Annotated in this window: 17 protein-coding genes; 9 read left to right on the top strand and 8 right to left on the bottom strand. The window is 67.0% G+C overall.

The window, feature by feature from the left end; all coding sequences use genetic code 11:
• Positions 1-34: 34 nt before the first annotated feature.
• The gene (locus OR37_RS10625) at positions 35-490 is read right to left on the bottom strand and encodes a DUF4112 domain-containing protein (RefSeq protein WP_004619453.1); all 456 of its coding nucleotides are present in this window, start codon (positions 488-490) and stop codon (positions 35-37) included.
• Positions 491-530: 40 nt separating this feature from the next.
• A complete protein-coding gene (locus OR37_RS10620) occupies positions 531-992 on the bottom strand; it encodes a DUF4112 domain-containing protein (protein ID WP_004619452.1) in 462 nt (153 codons plus the stop codon).
• A gap of 192 nt (positions 993-1184) precedes the next feature.
• Here OR37_RS10620 and OR37_RS10615 point away from each other — a divergent pair, with 192 nt between their 5' ends.
• Positions 1185-1505, top strand: coding sequence for a heavy metal-binding domain-containing protein (locus tag OR37_RS10615; protein ID WP_004619450.1), 321 nt, complete (start codon positions 1185-1187; stop codon positions 1503-1505).
• Here OR37_RS10615 and OR37_RS10610 read toward each other — a convergent pair.
• The gene (locus OR37_RS10610) at positions 1502-2143 is read right to left on the bottom strand and encodes a glutathione S-transferase family protein (RefSeq protein ID WP_004619448.1); all 642 of its coding nucleotides are present in this window, start codon (positions 2141-2143) and stop codon (positions 1502-1504) included. The genes OR37_RS10615 and OR37_RS10610 overlap by 4 nt on opposite strands.
• 144 nt (positions 2144-2287) lie before the next feature.
• Between OR37_RS10610 and OR37_RS10605 the strand changes: the two genes are divergently transcribed.
• The 3 genes from OR37_RS10605 (at position 2288) to OR37_RS10595 (ending at position 5799) form a co-directional block, all read left to right on the top strand.
• Positions 2288-3787 (top strand): spinster family MFS transporter, encoded by a 1500-nt coding sequence (locus tag OR37_RS10605; RefSeq protein WP_004619446.1) that lies wholly within the window; start codon positions 2288-2290, stop codon positions 3785-3787.
• Positions 3788-3977: 190 nt separating this feature from the next.
• Positions 3978-5288 carry an adenylosuccinate lyase gene (purB, locus tag OR37_RS10600; RefSeq protein ID WP_004619444.1) on the top strand — a complete coding sequence of 437 codons (1311 nt, stop codon included), beginning with the start codon at positions 3978-3980 and terminating at the stop codon, positions 5286-5288.
• 13 nt (positions 5289-5301) lie between these two features.
• Entirely contained in the window at positions 5302-5799 is a 498-nt protein-coding gene (locus tag OR37_RS10595; protein WP_004619442.1) for a DNA-deoxyinosine glycosylase, read from the top strand.
• On the opposite strand, the gene OR37_RS10590 is transcribed toward OR37_RS10595, so the two are convergent.
• On the bottom strand, positions 5783-6169 hold the full coding sequence (locus tag OR37_RS10590; RefSeq protein ID WP_004619440.1) for a type II toxin-antitoxin system VapC family toxin: 387 nt from the start codon (positions 6167-6169) through the stop codon (positions 5783-5785). The genes OR37_RS10595 and OR37_RS10590 overlap by 17 nt on opposite strands.
• Complete coding sequence (locus OR37_RS10585; protein ID WP_004619438.1) at positions 6166-6429, bottom strand: type II toxin-antitoxin system Phd/YefM family antitoxin; 264 nt, start codon at positions 6427-6429, stop codon at positions 6166-6168. Before OR37_RS10585 ends, OR37_RS10590 begins: the two co-directional genes overlap by 4 nt.
• A 140-nt stretch (positions 6430-6569) precedes the next feature.
• On the opposite strand from OR37_RS10585, the gene OR37_RS10580 reads away from it, so the two are divergent.
• Entirely contained in the window at positions 6570-8564 is a 1995-nt protein-coding gene (locus OR37_RS10580; protein ID WP_004619436.1) for a M13 family metallopeptidase, read from the top strand.
• A gap of 172 nt (positions 8565-8736) precedes the next feature.
• Here OR37_RS10580 and OR37_RS10575 read toward each other — a convergent pair whose 3' ends face one another.
• The gene (locus OR37_RS10575) at positions 8737-9054 is read right to left on the bottom strand and encodes a DUF1476 domain-containing protein (RefSeq protein WP_035017247.1); all 318 of its coding nucleotides are present in this window, start codon (positions 9052-9054) and stop codon (positions 8737-8739) included.
• A gap of 281 nt (positions 9055-9335) precedes the next feature.
• On the opposite strand from OR37_RS10575, the gene purC reads away from it, so the two are divergent.
• Entirely contained in the window at positions 9336-10094 is a 759-nt protein-coding gene (purC, locus tag OR37_RS10570) for a phosphoribosylaminoimidazolesuccinocarboxamide synthase (RefSeq protein ID WP_004619432.1), read from the top strand.
• A gap of 156 nt (positions 10095-10250) precedes the next feature.
• Complete coding sequence (gene purS / locus OR37_RS10565) at positions 10251-10490, top strand: phosphoribosylformylglycinamidine synthase subunit PurS (RefSeq protein ID WP_004619430.1); 240 nt, start codon at positions 10251-10253, stop codon at positions 10488-10490.
• A 10-nt stretch (positions 10491-10500) separates the two neighbouring features.
• Here purS and OR37_RS10560 read toward each other — a convergent pair whose 3' ends face one another.
• Both OR37_RS10560 and OR37_RS10555 read right to left on the bottom strand, forming a co-directional pair.
• Positions 10501-11103, bottom strand: a complete 603-nt coding sequence (locus tag OR37_RS10560) for a hypothetical protein (protein ID WP_004619428.1) — start codon at positions 11101-11103, stop codon at positions 10501-10503.
• 81 nt (positions 11104-11184) lie between these two features.
• Positions 11185-11808 (bottom strand): TetR/AcrR family transcriptional regulator, encoded by a 624-nt coding sequence (locus OR37_RS10555; RefSeq protein ID WP_004619426.1) that lies wholly within the window; start codon positions 11806-11808, stop codon positions 11185-11187.
• Between the two features lie 85 nt (positions 11809-11893).
• Here OR37_RS10555 and OR37_RS10550 point away from each other — a divergent pair, with 85 nt between their 5' ends.
• Positions 11894-13168 (top strand): cytochrome P450, encoded by a 1275-nt coding sequence (locus OR37_RS10550; RefSeq protein ID WP_004619423.1) that lies wholly within the window; start codon positions 11894-11896, stop codon positions 13166-13168.
• A gap of 9 nt (positions 13169-13177) precedes the next feature.
• On the top strand, positions 13178-13357 hold the full coding sequence (locus OR37_RS10545; protein WP_004619421.1) for a rubredoxin: 180 nt from the start codon (positions 13178-13180) through the stop codon (positions 13355-13357).
• Positions 13358-13390 lie beyond the last annotated feature (33 nt).

Here is a 13390-nt window from a genome sequence, read left to right as displayed (position 1 = left end):
GAAAAGCGCGGACAGACAGGGACGAGCCGCGTGGCTAACGCCCCTTCCCCCGCCCGAACAGACCGCGCTTCTTGCGCGCCCGCTCGGCCGCCACGTCTTCGGGAAGGCCGTGGCGGGCCTCGATGTCCTTCTGGAGGGCCTTGGCCGCCATCAGGTGGGCGGGGAACAGGGTGTCGAAAGCCCAGCCGGCCACCGGGATCGTGTCCGACAGGTTGTCGACGACCAGATAGGCGGTCATTCGCGCCAGGGTCGCGGCCGAGGCGCCGGCCAGAAAGCCGTGCGCGACCAGCAGCGCGCCCGCCCCGATCCCATAGACCAGACCCGCGCCCGGCACCCAGGCCAGAACGCCGTCGACGCCGAGCCCGAAGGGGCCGATGCCGATCAGGCGATCCGACAGGCGCTTGATCGTCTCCGCCGACTTCCAGGCCCGGTGGGCCTTGGCGCGGCGATCGCTGGCATAGTCGCCGGACAGCGAGATGTCGTCGGTCATGCTGATCTGAACGCCTCGCTCCGCCGAAGGTTGTCGCGACCTAACCCAAAAAGACGACCCGCCGCTTCTCCTTGCCCGCCTGGATGCGCGACAGGAGCTCGCGATATTCCTGAGAACCCTGCATGTCCTTGCGGGCCCCTTCGAAATAGATGGTGTCGTCCATGTGCTTCGTCAGCATGTCGGCCGACCATTTGTGGCCGGTGAACAGCACGTCGACGATCTTGCCCGCGCCCGGCAGCGCGCCCGAGACGGTGTCGATGACGATGATGGCGATGATCTGGACGACGATCATCGGCGCGGCGCGCGCCCGCACCGCGTCCCAGACGATCAGGCCGCCGGCGCCCAGGCTGTAGAGCTCGCCCGCCCCCGGAATCCAGGTCAGCAGCCCGTCCAGGCCGATGCCGAGCGGACCCACGCCGACGATGTTGTCCGACAGCTTCTTCACCCGCTCGACGTTGTTGCGGATGTTGTGCAGGTCGATATGCGACTTGGCGAAGATCACCGGCCGGCTCCGGGTCGGATATGGTAAACGGCGGGCAATCTGCCCGAAGCCTCGCCATGCCGAAAGGCCCGCCCGTCCAGATTCCCGCGTTGGGAGAACATCGTCGTCGAATGCGTCCCGCGTCGGGGGAGCCCCTCGCGAACGGCGTGGTTTGCGCCTAAGTTAACCCTATCGAAGGCTCAGGATTCCGGGATGCTGATCACGACCACGCCATTCATCGAGGGCCGGCCGGTTCGCGAGTACAAGGGCGCGATCTATGCCCAGTCGATCCTGGGCGCCAATGTCGTGCTGGACCTGCTGGCCGCGATCCGCGACTTCATCGGCGGTCACTCCAAGTCCTACGAGCGCGTGCTGGCCCGCGCCCGCGAGGACGCCATGAAGAACCTGATCAAGGAAGCCGAGAAGCTTGGCGCCAACGCCATCCTGGCCGTCGACCTCGACTACAACACCGTCGGCCCCAACGGCCAGATGATGATGGTCTCGGTCGCCGGCACCGCCGTGGTGCTGTCCTAAAGCTCGTTTGACCGAGTCTTCGCGGCGCGCTCCCACTCCAGGAACTCGGGCGTCTCCAGCAGGCGCTCGCCGTAGGCTCCGGCCGGGCCGGCGTCGCCATGGTCGGACAGCTTGATCCCGTAGGTGCGAAAACGGGTCGCCACCGGCGTGTAGAAGGCGTCGGCGATCGACCATTCGCCCAGCAGGAAGGGCCCGCCCGAGCGCGCCAGCAATTGGCTCCAGCGCTCGACGATCTTGCGCACGTCCTTCTGGGTGGCTTCGGAGATGTCGACCGACCGAGGCTCGACCTCCAGCGCCATCGGACATTCGCCGCGCAGGGACTGGAAGCCCGAGTGCATCTCGCAAGCCGCCGAGCGGCCGATCGCGCGAAGCGCCGCGTCGTCCGGCCATAGTTTCGCGGCGGGGAACGTCTCGGCCAGATACTCGCAGATGGCCAGGGAGTCCCAGATCACCAGATCGCCGTCGATCAGGGCCGGGGCCAGCTTACTGGGCGAATACCGGCCGATCGCCGCGGTCGTCGCCTCGCCCTGACGCAGCGCCACGGGAATTTCCTCGAACGCCGCGCCGGTGCGCCGAAGCGCCAGCCAAGGCCGCAGCGACCAGCTGGACCACTGTTTGTCGCCGATCACGATCCGCATGACGCGCCTCTCGCTAAACACCGTTCGAAGCAACGCTTTAGCGTTCCGATCGCCGCCTGGAAATTAGCCTCTGGCGCTTTGGCTTCCGCTACGTCTACAGTCCCCAGAATAAATAGAACAAATGTTTGAAGGGAGAGAGTCAGGATGGCCGACGCGCGTGCGTCCGGCGGCGTTCGGCCGCTTTACTCGAATGGCTACAAGGCCGCGGTGCTGGGGCTTCTGCTCGCCGCCTACACCTTCAACTTCATTGACCGGACGATCATCGCCACCATCGGCCAAGCCATCAAGGTCGACCTGAAGCTGACCGACACCCAGCTGGGCCTGCTGGGCGGGCTCTATTTCGCCCTGCTCTACACGGTGCTGGGCATCCCGATCGCCCGCCTGGCCGAGCGCAAGAACCGCGTGACGATCATCTCGCTGTCGCTGGTGGTCTGGTCAGGGTTCACGGCCCTATGCGGGGCCGCGACCAGCTTCACCCAGCTGGCCCTGTTCCGCTTCGGCGTCGGGGTCGGCGAGGCCGGCTGCTCGCCGCCCAGCCACTCGCTGATCAGCGACTATTACGAGCCCAAGAAGCGCGCCTCGGCCCTGTCGATCTACTCGTTCGGCATCCCGCTGGGCACCATGTTCGGCGCGGTGGCCGGCGGCTGGCTGGCCCAGGAGTTCAGCTGGCGCGTGGCCTTCGTCATCGTCGGCCTGCCCGGCCTGCTGCTGGCCCTGATCGTCAAGCTGGTGGTCAAGGAGCCCCCGCGCGGCCACTCCGAAATCGTCGAGCGCCCCCTGGAGGCCGAGGACGTCGTGGTCGAGCCGGCCAAGCCGCCGTTCTCGCTGGCCACCGAGTTCGCCGAGATCTGGGCCGTGACCAAGGTGCTGTTCGGCAAGTGGCCCGTGCTGCACATGATGCTGGGCGTGACCATCGCCTCGTTCGGCTCCTATGGCTCGGGCGCGTTCGTGCCGCCCTACTTCGTCCGCGCCTTCCACCTGGGCCTGGCGCAGGTGGGCCTGATCACCGGCCTGATCGGCGGCTTCTCGGCCGGCGTCGGCACGCTGGTGGGCGGCTTCCTGACCGATTGGGCCGGAAAGAAGAGCCCCCGGTGGTACGCCCTCACGCCCGCGATCGGCCTGGTGATCGCCACGCCGATCTATATCGCCGCCTATCTGCAGACCGACTGGAAGATGACGGCCCTGATCCTGCTGGTCCCGGGCATCTTCCACTACACCTACCTGGCGCCGACCTTCGGCGTCGTCCAGAACTCGGTCGAGCCGCGTCGGCGGGCCACGGCCACGGCCCTGCTGTTCTTCGTGCTGAACCTGATCGCCCTGGGCGGCGGACCGGTCTTCACCGGCTGGCTGATCGACCATCTGGCCCAGTTCCACCTGAACCATCCGGGCCCTGTCGGCGTGATCCAGTCGGTCTCCAGCGCCTTCCACGACCCCGGCGCCCAGAGCTTCGCCACGACCTGCCCGGGCGGCCTCGCGCCCAAGGGGTCCGCGCCCGAGCTGGCCAAGGCCTGCGCCGGCGCCATGGCCCGCGCGACCCAGCAGGGCATCATCGTCTCGCTGTGCTTCTACGCCTGGGCTGGGCTGCACTACGCCCTGGCCGCCATCGGGTTGGTGAAGCACATGAAGGAACGCGCGGGGGCTTGAGTTTAAGATGCTCCTCCGTGATGCGGGGGAGCTGCCGCGGCGCGGCTGAGGGGCCGTCACGGCATAGGCCCAGCTCGCCCCCTCCGGCCCTCCTAGCCACCTCCCCCACGTCGCGGGGGAGGATCTTCGCCGACCAAGTAATAAGCCTCTTCCCTTGACTCGCGGGGCGGGCGGGCCGAAACGCGCGCCCATGATCAGCCGCTACGCCCGCCCCGAAGCCGCCGCCATCTGGTCCAGCCAGACCAAGTACAAGATCTGGTTCGAGATCGAGGCCCACGCCGCCGACGCCATGGCCGAGATCGGGACCATCCCGAAGCTTGCCGCCGAGACGATCTGGGAAAAGGGCCGCGACGCGGTCTGGGACAGCGACCGCATCGACGAGATCGAGCGCGTCACCAAGCACGACGTCATCGCCTTCCTGACCCACGTATCGGAGATCGTCGGTCCCGAGGCCCGCTTCCTGCACCAGGGCATGACCAGCAGCGACGTGCTGGACACCTGCTTCGCCGTGCAGCTGTCGCGCGCCACCGACCTCCTGCTCGAGGATGTCGACCTCGTTCTGGCCGCCCTGAAGCGCCGGGCGATGGAGCACAAGATGACCGTCTGCGTCGGCCGCAGCCACGGCATCCACGCCGAGCCGATCACCTTCGGCTTGAAGCTGGCCGGCTACTACGCCGAGTTCCAGCGCGCCAAGGAGCGCCTGGCGATGGCCAAGTTCGAGATCGCCACCTGCGCGATCTCGGGCGCTGTCGGCACCTTCGCTAATGTCGATCCCCGCGTCGAACAGCACGTGGCCGACAAGATGGGCCTGGCCGTCGAGCCGGTCTCGACCCAGGTCATCCCGCGCGACCGCCACGCGGCCTATTTCGCCGCCCTCGGCGTCGTGGCCTCGTCGGTCGAGCGCCTGGCCACCGAGATCCGTCACCTGCAACGCACCGAGGTCCTGGAAGCCGAGGAGCCTTTCGATCCGGGTCAGAAGGGTTCGTCGGCCATGCCGCACAAGCGCAACCCGATCCTGACCGAGAACCTGACGGGCCTGGCCCGCCTGGTCCGCTCGGCCGTGGTCCCGGCCATGGAGAACGTCGCCCTCTGGCACGAGCGCGACATCAGCCACTCGTCGGTCGAGCGCGGCATCGGTCCCGACGCCACCATCCACCTCGACTTCGCCCTGCGCCGCCTGGCCGGCGTCATCGAGCGCTTCAACATCTACCCCGACAACATGGCCAAGAACCTGGACAAGCTGGGCGGCCTCGTCTTCTCGCAGCGGGTCATGCTGGCCCTGACCCAGGAAGGCGTTTCGCGCGAGGACGCCTACGCGGCGGTGCAAGGCAACGCCATGAAGGTCTGGCGCGGCGAAGGCCGGTTCCTCGATTTCCTGAAGGCCGATCCGGTGGTGTCCAAGGCCCTGTCGGACGAGGCGCTCGAGAGTCTGTTCGACCTTGGCTACCACACCAAGAACGTCGACGTGATTTTCAACCGGGTGTTCGGCGAGCAGGGTTAAGGCCGCGCCCGGCGTGCGCAAGGCGGGCTTCCCCCCGGTCGTCGACGCGGCCACCCGCGTCCTGATCCTGGGCAGCCTGCCGGGCGAGGCCTCGCTGGCCGCGCGCCAGTACTATGGCCACCCGCGCAACGCGTTCTGGCGACTGATGGAGGGCGTGCTGGACACGGCCCTGGTCGCGTTGGCCTACGAGGACCGCCTCGCGGCCCTGCTGGCCCGCCGCGTCGGCCTGTGGGACGTCATCGCCGAGGCCGAGCGCCCCGGCAGTCTGGACGCGGCGATCCGCGACCCGGCCGCCAATGATCTGCTCGCGCTGATCGACGCCCTGCCCGCCCTGCGGCTTGTGGCCTTCAATGGCGGGACGGCGGCGAAGCTGGGCGGCAAGCTGATCGGCGACCGCGTCCCGACCCTGGCCCTGCCCTCCTCCAGCCCGGCCCACGCGGCCAAGAGCTTCGAGCAGAAGGCGATCGCCTGGAGCGCCCTGCGCGCGGCGCTGGCTACCAGAGACGCTTGACGCCGAAGCCGTCGAAGATCGCCTCGTTGGAGACCAGTGTCAGGTCCTCGACCAGAGCCTGGGCGATGAGCAGCCGGTCGAAGGGGTCCCGATGTTCTCCCGGCATGCCGCCCGCCCGTTCCGCATGCGCCAGGGTTATCGGCAAAGGCAGGAAGCCCCTCACCAGGATCTCGACCTCGAAATTCAACGCCAGGGCCTCGGCCGAGGCTAGCTTGCCAAGCCGCACCTTGGTCGTGACTTCCATCGCCGAGACCGCGCTGACGAAGACGGTGTTGGCCTCATCCTCGATCACCTGACGGGCGGCGCGACGCAGCTTGTCCGAGCCCTCCAGGAACCAAAGCAACGCGTGGGTGTCGAGCAACAGCCTCACTGATCGTCCGGGCCGCCCTCCCAGAGGGTCAGCTCTTCCTCGGGCAAGGGATCGAAGAAACTGTCGTCCATGGCAATCCGCCCTTTCATCGATCCGAACACCCGTTTGGGTCGCGGCGTTTCCGGGTGCGTGGGCGGTTCGGCCACCAGGCGCGCCACCGGCTTGTCGCCGCGGGCGATAATCACCTCGCCGCCAGCCTCGACCTCGGCCAGCAGGCGCGAGAGGTTGGTCTTGGCGTAGTGGACGGTGACGACGGTCATGGCCGTCTCCCAGGGTTGTCGGGACGCCTTAGCTAAGCACGCCTTCCCGGCGCAGCCAACATTACGCGAATTTTATCTGCATCCGGGCCGCGCATAGGGCAGCATCCGCCCTTCCTAGGGGCATTGGGATCCTGACACACATGCGCATCTTCCTGCTGGCCGCCGTTTCGGCGGTCGCGATCTCCGGCGCGGCCCTGGCCGCCGACAAGCCGATGTACGGGGCCTGGGGCGTCGATCTGACGGCTCGCGACACCGCCGTGAAGCCCGGCGACGACTTCAACAAGTTCGCCAACGGGTCGTGGGAGAAGCGGACGACCATCCCCGCCGACCAGCCCTCGGCCGGCGTCGGATACGACGTCTTCAACCGCTCGCAGGACCAGTTGCGGACCCTGATCGAGACCGCGCCGGCCAACACCCAGATCGGCGGGCTCTACAAGAGCTTCACCGACGAGGCCAAGGTCGAGCAGGTCGACGACGCGCCGCTGAAGGCCGATCTGGCCAGGATCGCCGCCATCGCGACCAAGGCCGACATGGCCAAGGCCCTGGGCGCGGCCCACGGCGGTTTCGGCTCCGATCTCTTCTCGCTGGACATCTATCCGGACGCCAAGACCCCCGAGCTGAACGTCCTCTATATTGGCCAATCGGGCCTGGGACTGCCCGACCGCGACTACTACCTGACCGACGGCTTCAAGCCCCAGCTGGAGGCCTATCGCGCCTTCGCCGAGCGGGCCTTGAAGATGGCCGGCGCCCCGGATCCCGCCAAGTCGGCGGCCGATGTGATCGCCTTCGAGACCGCCATCGCCAAGGTCAGCTGGCCGGTCGCCGAGCGTCGCGACGTCGAGAAGACCTACAACCCGATGACGATCGCGGAGCTTCAGGCCTCCGCGCCGGAAATTCCGTGGTCGGATTACCTGGCCGCCGCCGGCGCGCCGAGTCTCAAGTCGGTGGTGCTGGGCGAGAAGACCGCCGTGCGCGACATCGCCAAGCTGTTCGCCGCCACGCCGCTGGAAACCCTGAAGGCCTGGCAGACCGTGCAGGGCGTGCAGGAAATGTCCCCCTACCTCTCCAAGCGCTTCGTCGACAGTCGCTTCGAGTTCGTGAAGGTGCTGTCGGGCCAGACCCAGCTGCGCCCCCGTTGGAAACGCGGCGTCACCCTGGTGGACGGCAGCCTGGGCGAACTGGTCGGCCAGGCCTATGTCGCCAAGTATTTCCCGCCCTCGTCCAAGGCCCAGATGGTCGAGCTGATCGGCAATCTGAAGGTCGCCATGGCCGCCCGCATCGAAAAGGCGCCGTGGATGGCCCCGGCCACCAAGCAGGCGGCGCTGACCAAGCTGTCGAAGATGCGGGTCATGGTCGGCTATCCCGACAAGTGGCGCGACTATTCGGGCCTCAAGATCGACGCCGGCGACCTCTATGGCAACGTCCGCCGCAGCGGCGCTTTCGAATGGGCCTATCAGCTGTCCGACCTGGGCAAGCCGGTCGACCACGGCAAGTGGGGCATGACCCCGCAGACGGTGAACGCCTATAACGGCGGCCTGGAGAACAAGATCGTGTTCCCGGCGGGGATCCTGCAAGCGCCGTTCTTCGATCCGGCCGCCGACCCGGCGGTGAACTACGGCGCGATCGGCGCGGTGATCGGCCACGAGATCAGCCACGGCTTCGACGACCAGGGCCGCAAGATCGACGACACCGGCAAGCTGCGCGACTGGTGGACGGCCGAGGACGCCAAGCGCTTCGAGGCCCAGTCCAGCGTGCTGGGCGCGCAGTACGACTCCTACGAAGCCGTGCCCGGGATGCACATCAACGGGCAACTGACCATGGGCGAGAACATCGCCGACCTGGCCGGCCTGCAAGTCGCCTACGACGCCTATCACGCGGCGCTGAAGGGCAAGCCCGCCCCCGTGATCGACGGCATGACCGGCGACCAGCGCTTCTTCCTGGCCTTCGCCCAGGCTTGGCAGGACAAGTCGCGCGACGATTCGCTGAAGCAGCAGATGGCGTCCGACCCACACTCGCCGTCCAACTTCCGGGTCATCGGCCCGACGCGCAATGTCGACGCCTGGTACGCGGCCTTCGGCGTCAAGCCGGGCGACAAGTTCTACCTGCCGCCGGAGAAGCGCTCGCGCATCTGGTAAGCGACCGCCGATGAAAATGCCCCGCGCCATCCAGGATGGCGCGGGCGCTTTCCAGCGCCGGACGCCCTGCCAGCGCCAGACGCCCTGAACGACAAAGCCCGACGCGGAGGGCTTTCCGCGCCGGGCTTGAAGGGCGTGTCTGGAATAAATCGAATCGGCGCCGCGACTGGACTTACTCGCCAGCCTTGATCTGCTCGCGGGCCTGGGCCAGCAGCTCAGCCATCTTCATGCGGACCTCGCCTTCGGTCGCCGAAACGCCCGAACCCTTCAGGTCCTCGAAGACCTTGCGGAAAACGTCCTCGTCGCCCGGCTGTTCGAAGTCGGACTTGACCACCGCGCGCGCGTATTCCTCGACCGTGGCGAGGCCCATCAGACCGGCCGCCCACTCGCCCAGCAGGCGGTTGCGGCGCGCGGTCGCCTTGAATTCCAGTTCCTGGTCCAGCGCGAACTTACGTTCGAAACCCTGCTCGCGTTCGTCGAAAGTGGTCATGAAGGCCCCAAAGTCGTCCAAGCCGGCTGCATATCCCGTGCCGGTCGCCGCCGCAATCGGTGGATAAGCCGCAGGCCACGTTTCCCACCATAGCATAGACCAAACCACCGTCGCGTGTTTGCGCCGAACCGCTCATTCAGGTAGGTTCCACGGGATTTTTTCAGTGAGCGGCCTTGAGTCGAACGCCGCGCGCAGCTATCCGCCGCGCGCGCTTTTCGTTTCTCCGGAAGCCTCCGGACCAAGGCGACGCGCGCGTTTTCAGAAGGGCCTCGACGAGAGCCATGACGACCCGTCGCAAGAAAATCTACGAAGGCAAGGCCAAGATTCTGTACGAGGGCCCCGAGCCCGGCACGCTTATCCAGTACTTCAAGGACGACGCCACCGCCTTCAACGCCCAGAAGAAGGCCGTGCTGGAAGGCAAGGGCGTCATCAACAACCGGATCAGCGAGTACATCATGACTCGCCTGAATTCGATCGGCGTCCAGAACCACTTCATTCGCCGCCTGAACCTGCGCGAGCAGCTCATCAAGGAAGTCGAGATCGTTCCGCTCGAAGTCGTGGTGCGCAACATCGCCGCCGGCTCGATCGCCACGCGCCTGGGTCTGACCGAGGGCCAGCCCCTGCCCCGCTCGATCATCGAGTTCTACTACAAGGACGACAAGCTCGGCGACCCGATGGTCTCCGAGGAGCACATCACCGCGTTCAACTGGGCCGCGACCCAGGAGATCGACGACATGATGGCCATGGCCCTGCGGGTGAACGACTATCTGTCGGGCCTGTTCAGCGGCGTCGGCATCACGCTGGTCGATTTCAAGATCGAGTTCGGCCGCGTCTACGAGGGCGACTTCTCGCGCATCATCCTGGCCGACGAGATCAGCCCCGACAGCTGCCGTCTGTGGGACGCCGCCACCAACGAGAAGCTGGACAAGGACCGCTTCCGCCGCGACCTCGGCAACGTCATCGAGAGCTATACCGAGGTGGCCCGCCGCCTGGGGATCATGAAGGAAATGCCGACCGTCATCCAAGGCGGGATGCATTAAGCTTGGGTTCTCCTCCCCCGCCCGCGGGGGAGGTGGCGCGGCGCGCGGCGCCGCGACGGAGGGGGCGCTGAAGCCCGATGCGATGGATGGCCGGCCGACGCCCCCTCCACCGCTTCGCGGTCCCCCTCCCCCGTTCCACGGGTGAGGAGATTTAGAGTGAAAGCCACCGTCCACGTGTTCCTGAAGCCCGGCGTGCTCGACGTTCAGGGCAAGGCCGTCGAGAACGCCCTGCACGGCCTGGGTTGGCCGTCGGTGAAGGACGCCCGCGTGGGCCGAGTCATCGAGTTCGATCTCGACGCCGCCGACGCCGAAGCCGCCAAGGCCGAGGTCAAGGCCATGTGCGAGAAGCTGCTGGCCAATACGGTCATCGAAAGCTACCGCATCGACGTGGCCTGAGCCTGCCGCCTCAGGGCTTTGGCGGGGTCGGCTGCGCGGCCTTGACGGCCTTTTGCACCGCTTCCAGCTTTGCCTGCTGCTCCGCCAGGGTGGGGACGCCCAAGGCCGTGCGCAGGACGTCCGGAACAAGGTCGCGATTATAAGGGTCCAGCGTGGGCGCCTCGCCCTTACGGGCTATGGTCTGGGTACCGTAGATCTGAGACCCGCCGGTCATTTGCAGATAGCGATCCAGGCTGGCGGCGGCGATCCAGGTCGCCTCGGTCGATCCGCGCGCCGCGGCCGCCACCGCCAGGCTGTGGGCTAGGAGAAAATCTTCGGGCCGCTGCCCGTGCTGGAACACGAAGGCCGCCTTGCGGAAGTCCTCGCCGGTCTTCAGCGCGCCCGACTCCAACAGGGCCCTCGTTTGGACGCGGCGCGCGGCGTCATCGGCGTTCATCCGTTCGACGAAAGCGCGGTCGGGCTTTTGCCCCAGGGAAATGCCTTTGCGGACGGCTTGGTCGGCGTTGAAGATCTCCGCCATGGTCGCGTTGTCCGGCGCGGCGTCCCGCGCAAACGCCGGCTCGGCGACCGCGAAGGTCAGGCACAGGACGGAGGCCAGCAGCAGACGAGTCATGGTCACACCCTCTTTTTCGGAGCGTGGACCTGACAGCCGCGACCAGTGCTATTCAAATGAAATCCAGGACAGGATTGGGGCTCAGGCCGCCAAGCTGGTTCGCAACAACGTCAAACTGGTCTCCCGGATCGGCTCGAGGTCCATGCCGGGATCGATCAGCAACTGGGTGGATAGCCCCAGCAGCAAAGACCCCACCATCAGCGCGGCCGCGTCGGCGTTGAGCTCGGCGCGGACGACGCCTTCGGCTTGGCCGCGCAGGACCATGGCCTCCAGCCGCTCCTCGGCGCCCTTGTGGGCCTGGGCGAAGGGCGCGCGCAGCTCGGACACGTCGGCGACCGCGCCGGCCAGCAGCACGAAATAGGCGCGCATCTCGCCGTCGCGCGACAGGTTCGTCAGGAACGTGTCGATGAAGCCAAGCACCGACTCCAGGCCGTCCAGCTGGTCCAGCCGCCGGTCGTCCATCAGCGCTTCCAGCCGCGCCTGAAGCCTCGCGATCAGCGCCTCGATCAAGCCCTGCTTCGAACCGAAGCGCTGCGTGACGAGCCCTCGGCTGTAACCCGCCCTCAAACCGATATTCTCGAACGTGGCCGCGGCCACCCCCTGCTCGGCGATCAGTTCGGCGGCCGCGCGCAGCAGCTCGGCCTCGGATTGCTGGCGGCGATCAGACTGGGTGCGCCGTTCGGGGACCTTAAGGGACGATGTCATCTTGCCGAACTTAGTTATTTGTTGGACAACAAGCAAATAATTGAGGTGGCCGCGAAGCCATCCCCGGGAGGAGCCAGGACGCGCCATGACGATCTCGACCGAAATCGCCAACACCATCGTCGACCCGACCGCCTATGCCGATGGCGACCGCGTCGACCAAGCCTTCGCCCAGCTGCGCCGCGAAGCGCCGCTGGAGGTGGCCCAGCCGGACGGCTTCGATCCGTTCTGGGTGGTCACGCGCCACGCCGACATCCTGGAGGTCGAGCGCCAGAACGAGCTGTTCCACAACGGCGACCGCGCCACCGTCATCACGACGATCGAGGCCGACAAGAAGGTGCGCGAGATGATGGGCGGGTCGCCCCACTTGGTCCGCTCCCTGGTGCAGATGGATAACCCCGACCACTTCGCCTACCGCAAGATCACGCAGGGCTCGCTGCTGCCGCAGAACCTGAAGGCGCTGGAGGCCCGCATCCGCGAGATCGCGCGCGGCTTCATCGACCGCATGGCCGAGCACGGCGACCGCTGCGACTTCGCCCGCGACGTCGCCTTTCTCTATCCGCTGCACGTGATCATGGAGGTGCTGGGCGTTCCCGAAAGCGACGAGCCCCGGATGCTGAAACTGACCCAGGAGCTGTTCGGCAACGCCGATCCCGATCTGAACCGCACCGGCAAGTCGATCACCGACGCCGGCGAGGGCGTCGACAGCATCCAGTCCGTGGTCATGGACTTCATGATGTACTTCAACGCCATCACCGAGGACCGCCGCGCCAAGCCGCGCGACGACCTGGCCAGCCTGATCGCCAACGGCAAGATCAACGGCGAGCCGATGGGGCACCTGGAGGCGATGAGCTACTACATCATCGCCGCCACGGCGGGCCACGACACCACCTCCTCGACCACCGCCGGCGCGTTGTGGGCCCTGGCCGAGAACCCCGACCAGTTCGCTCGGGTCAAGGCCGACCCGTCGCTGATCCCCGGCCTGATCGAGGAGTCGATCCGCTGGGTCACGCCGGTGAAGCACTTCATGCGCACCGCCACCGCCGACGCCGAGCTGGCCGGCAAGAAGATCGCCAAGGGCGACTGGATGATGCTCTCCTATCCCTCGGGCAATCGCGACGAGGCGGTGTTCGACGACCCGTTCAGCTTCAAGGTCGACCGGACGCCCAACAAGCACGTGGCCTTCGGCTATGGCGCGCACATCTGCCTGGGCCAGCACCTGGCGCGGATGGAGATGCGAGTGCTGTGGGAGGAGCTGTTCGCCCGCCTGGACAGCGTCGAGCTGGACGGAACGCCCACCCGCATGACCGCCAACTTCGTCTGCGGCCCGAAGTCGGTGCCGATCCGCTTCAAGATGCACTGAGGCGCGGCGATGAGCGCGGAACCCTTCAAGGTCTGGCAGTGCCGCACCTGCGGCTACATCTATGACGAGGAACAGGGCGACCCGGGCGAGGGCCTGGCGCCCGGAACGCGCTGGGCCGACATCCCGGCCGGCTGGGTCTGCCCGCTCTGCGGCACGCCGAAGTCGGACTTCGACATGATCGAGCTGTAGCCGGGAACGAGTTTCAAGGCGGGCGGGACTGAC

Source organism: Caulobacter vibrioides OR37 (assembly GCF_000372645.1).
Lineage (GTDB): Bacteria > Pseudomonadota > Alphaproteobacteria > Caulobacterales > Caulobacteraceae > Caulobacter > Caulobacter vibrioides_E.
Note: the sequence above shows the minus strand (reverse complement) of the source record. Positions and strands in the feature narration are given on the sequence as shown.

What these genes read in the sequence shown, in the direction of transcription:
- OR37_RS10625 (WP_004619453.1), bottom strand. Translation starts at nt 490, where the DNA reads ATGACCGACGACATCTCGCTGTCCGGCGACTATGCCAGCGATCGCCGC.
- OR37_RS10615 (WP_004619450.1), top strand. Translation starts at nt 1,185, where the DNA reads ATGCTGATCACGACCACGCCATTCATCGAGGGCCGGCCGGTTCGCGAG.
- OR37_RS10610 (WP_004619448.1), bottom strand. Translation starts at nt 2,143, where the DNA reads ATGCGGATCGTGATCGGCGACAAACAGTGGTCCAGCTGGTCGCTGCGG.
- OR37_RS10605 (WP_004619446.1), top strand. Translation starts at nt 2,288, where the DNA reads ATGGCCGACGCGCGTGCGTCCGGCGGCGTTCGGCCGCTTTACTCGAAT.
- purB (WP_004619444.1), top strand. Translation starts at nt 3,978, where the DNA reads ATGATCAGCCGCTACGCCCGCCCCGAAGCCGCCGCCATCTGGTCCAGC.
- OR37_RS10585 (WP_004619438.1), bottom strand. Translation starts at nt 6,429, where the DNA reads ATGACCGTCGTCACCGTCCACTACGCCAAGACCAACCTCTCGCGCCTG.
- OR37_RS10580 (WP_004619436.1), top strand. Translation starts at nt 6,570, where the DNA reads ATGCGCATCTTCCTGCTGGCCGCCGTTTCGGCGGTCGCGATCTCCGGC.
- OR37_RS10575 (WP_035017247.1), bottom strand. Translation starts at nt 9,054, where the DNA reads ATGACCACTTTCGACGAACGCGAGCAGGGTTTCGAACGTAAGTTCGCG.
- purC (WP_004619432.1), top strand. Translation starts at nt 9,336, where the DNA reads ATGACGACCCGTCGCAAGAAAATCTACGAAGGCAAGGCCAAGATTCTG.
- OR37_RS10560 (WP_004619428.1), bottom strand. Translation starts at nt 11,103, where the DNA reads ATGACTCGTCTGCTGCTGGCCTCCGTCCTGTGCCTGACCTTCGCGGTC.
- OR37_RS10555 (WP_004619426.1), bottom strand. Translation starts at nt 11,808, where the DNA reads ATGACATCGTCCCTTAAGGTCCCCGAACGGCGCACCCAGTCTGATCGC.
- OR37_RS10550 (WP_004619423.1), top strand. Translation starts at nt 11,894, where the DNA reads ATGACGATCTCGACCGAAATCGCCAACACCATCGTCGACCCGACCGCC.
- OR37_RS10545 (WP_004619421.1), top strand. Translation starts at nt 13,178, where the DNA reads ATGAGCGCGGAACCCTTCAAGGTCTGGCAGTGCCGCACCTGCGGCTAC.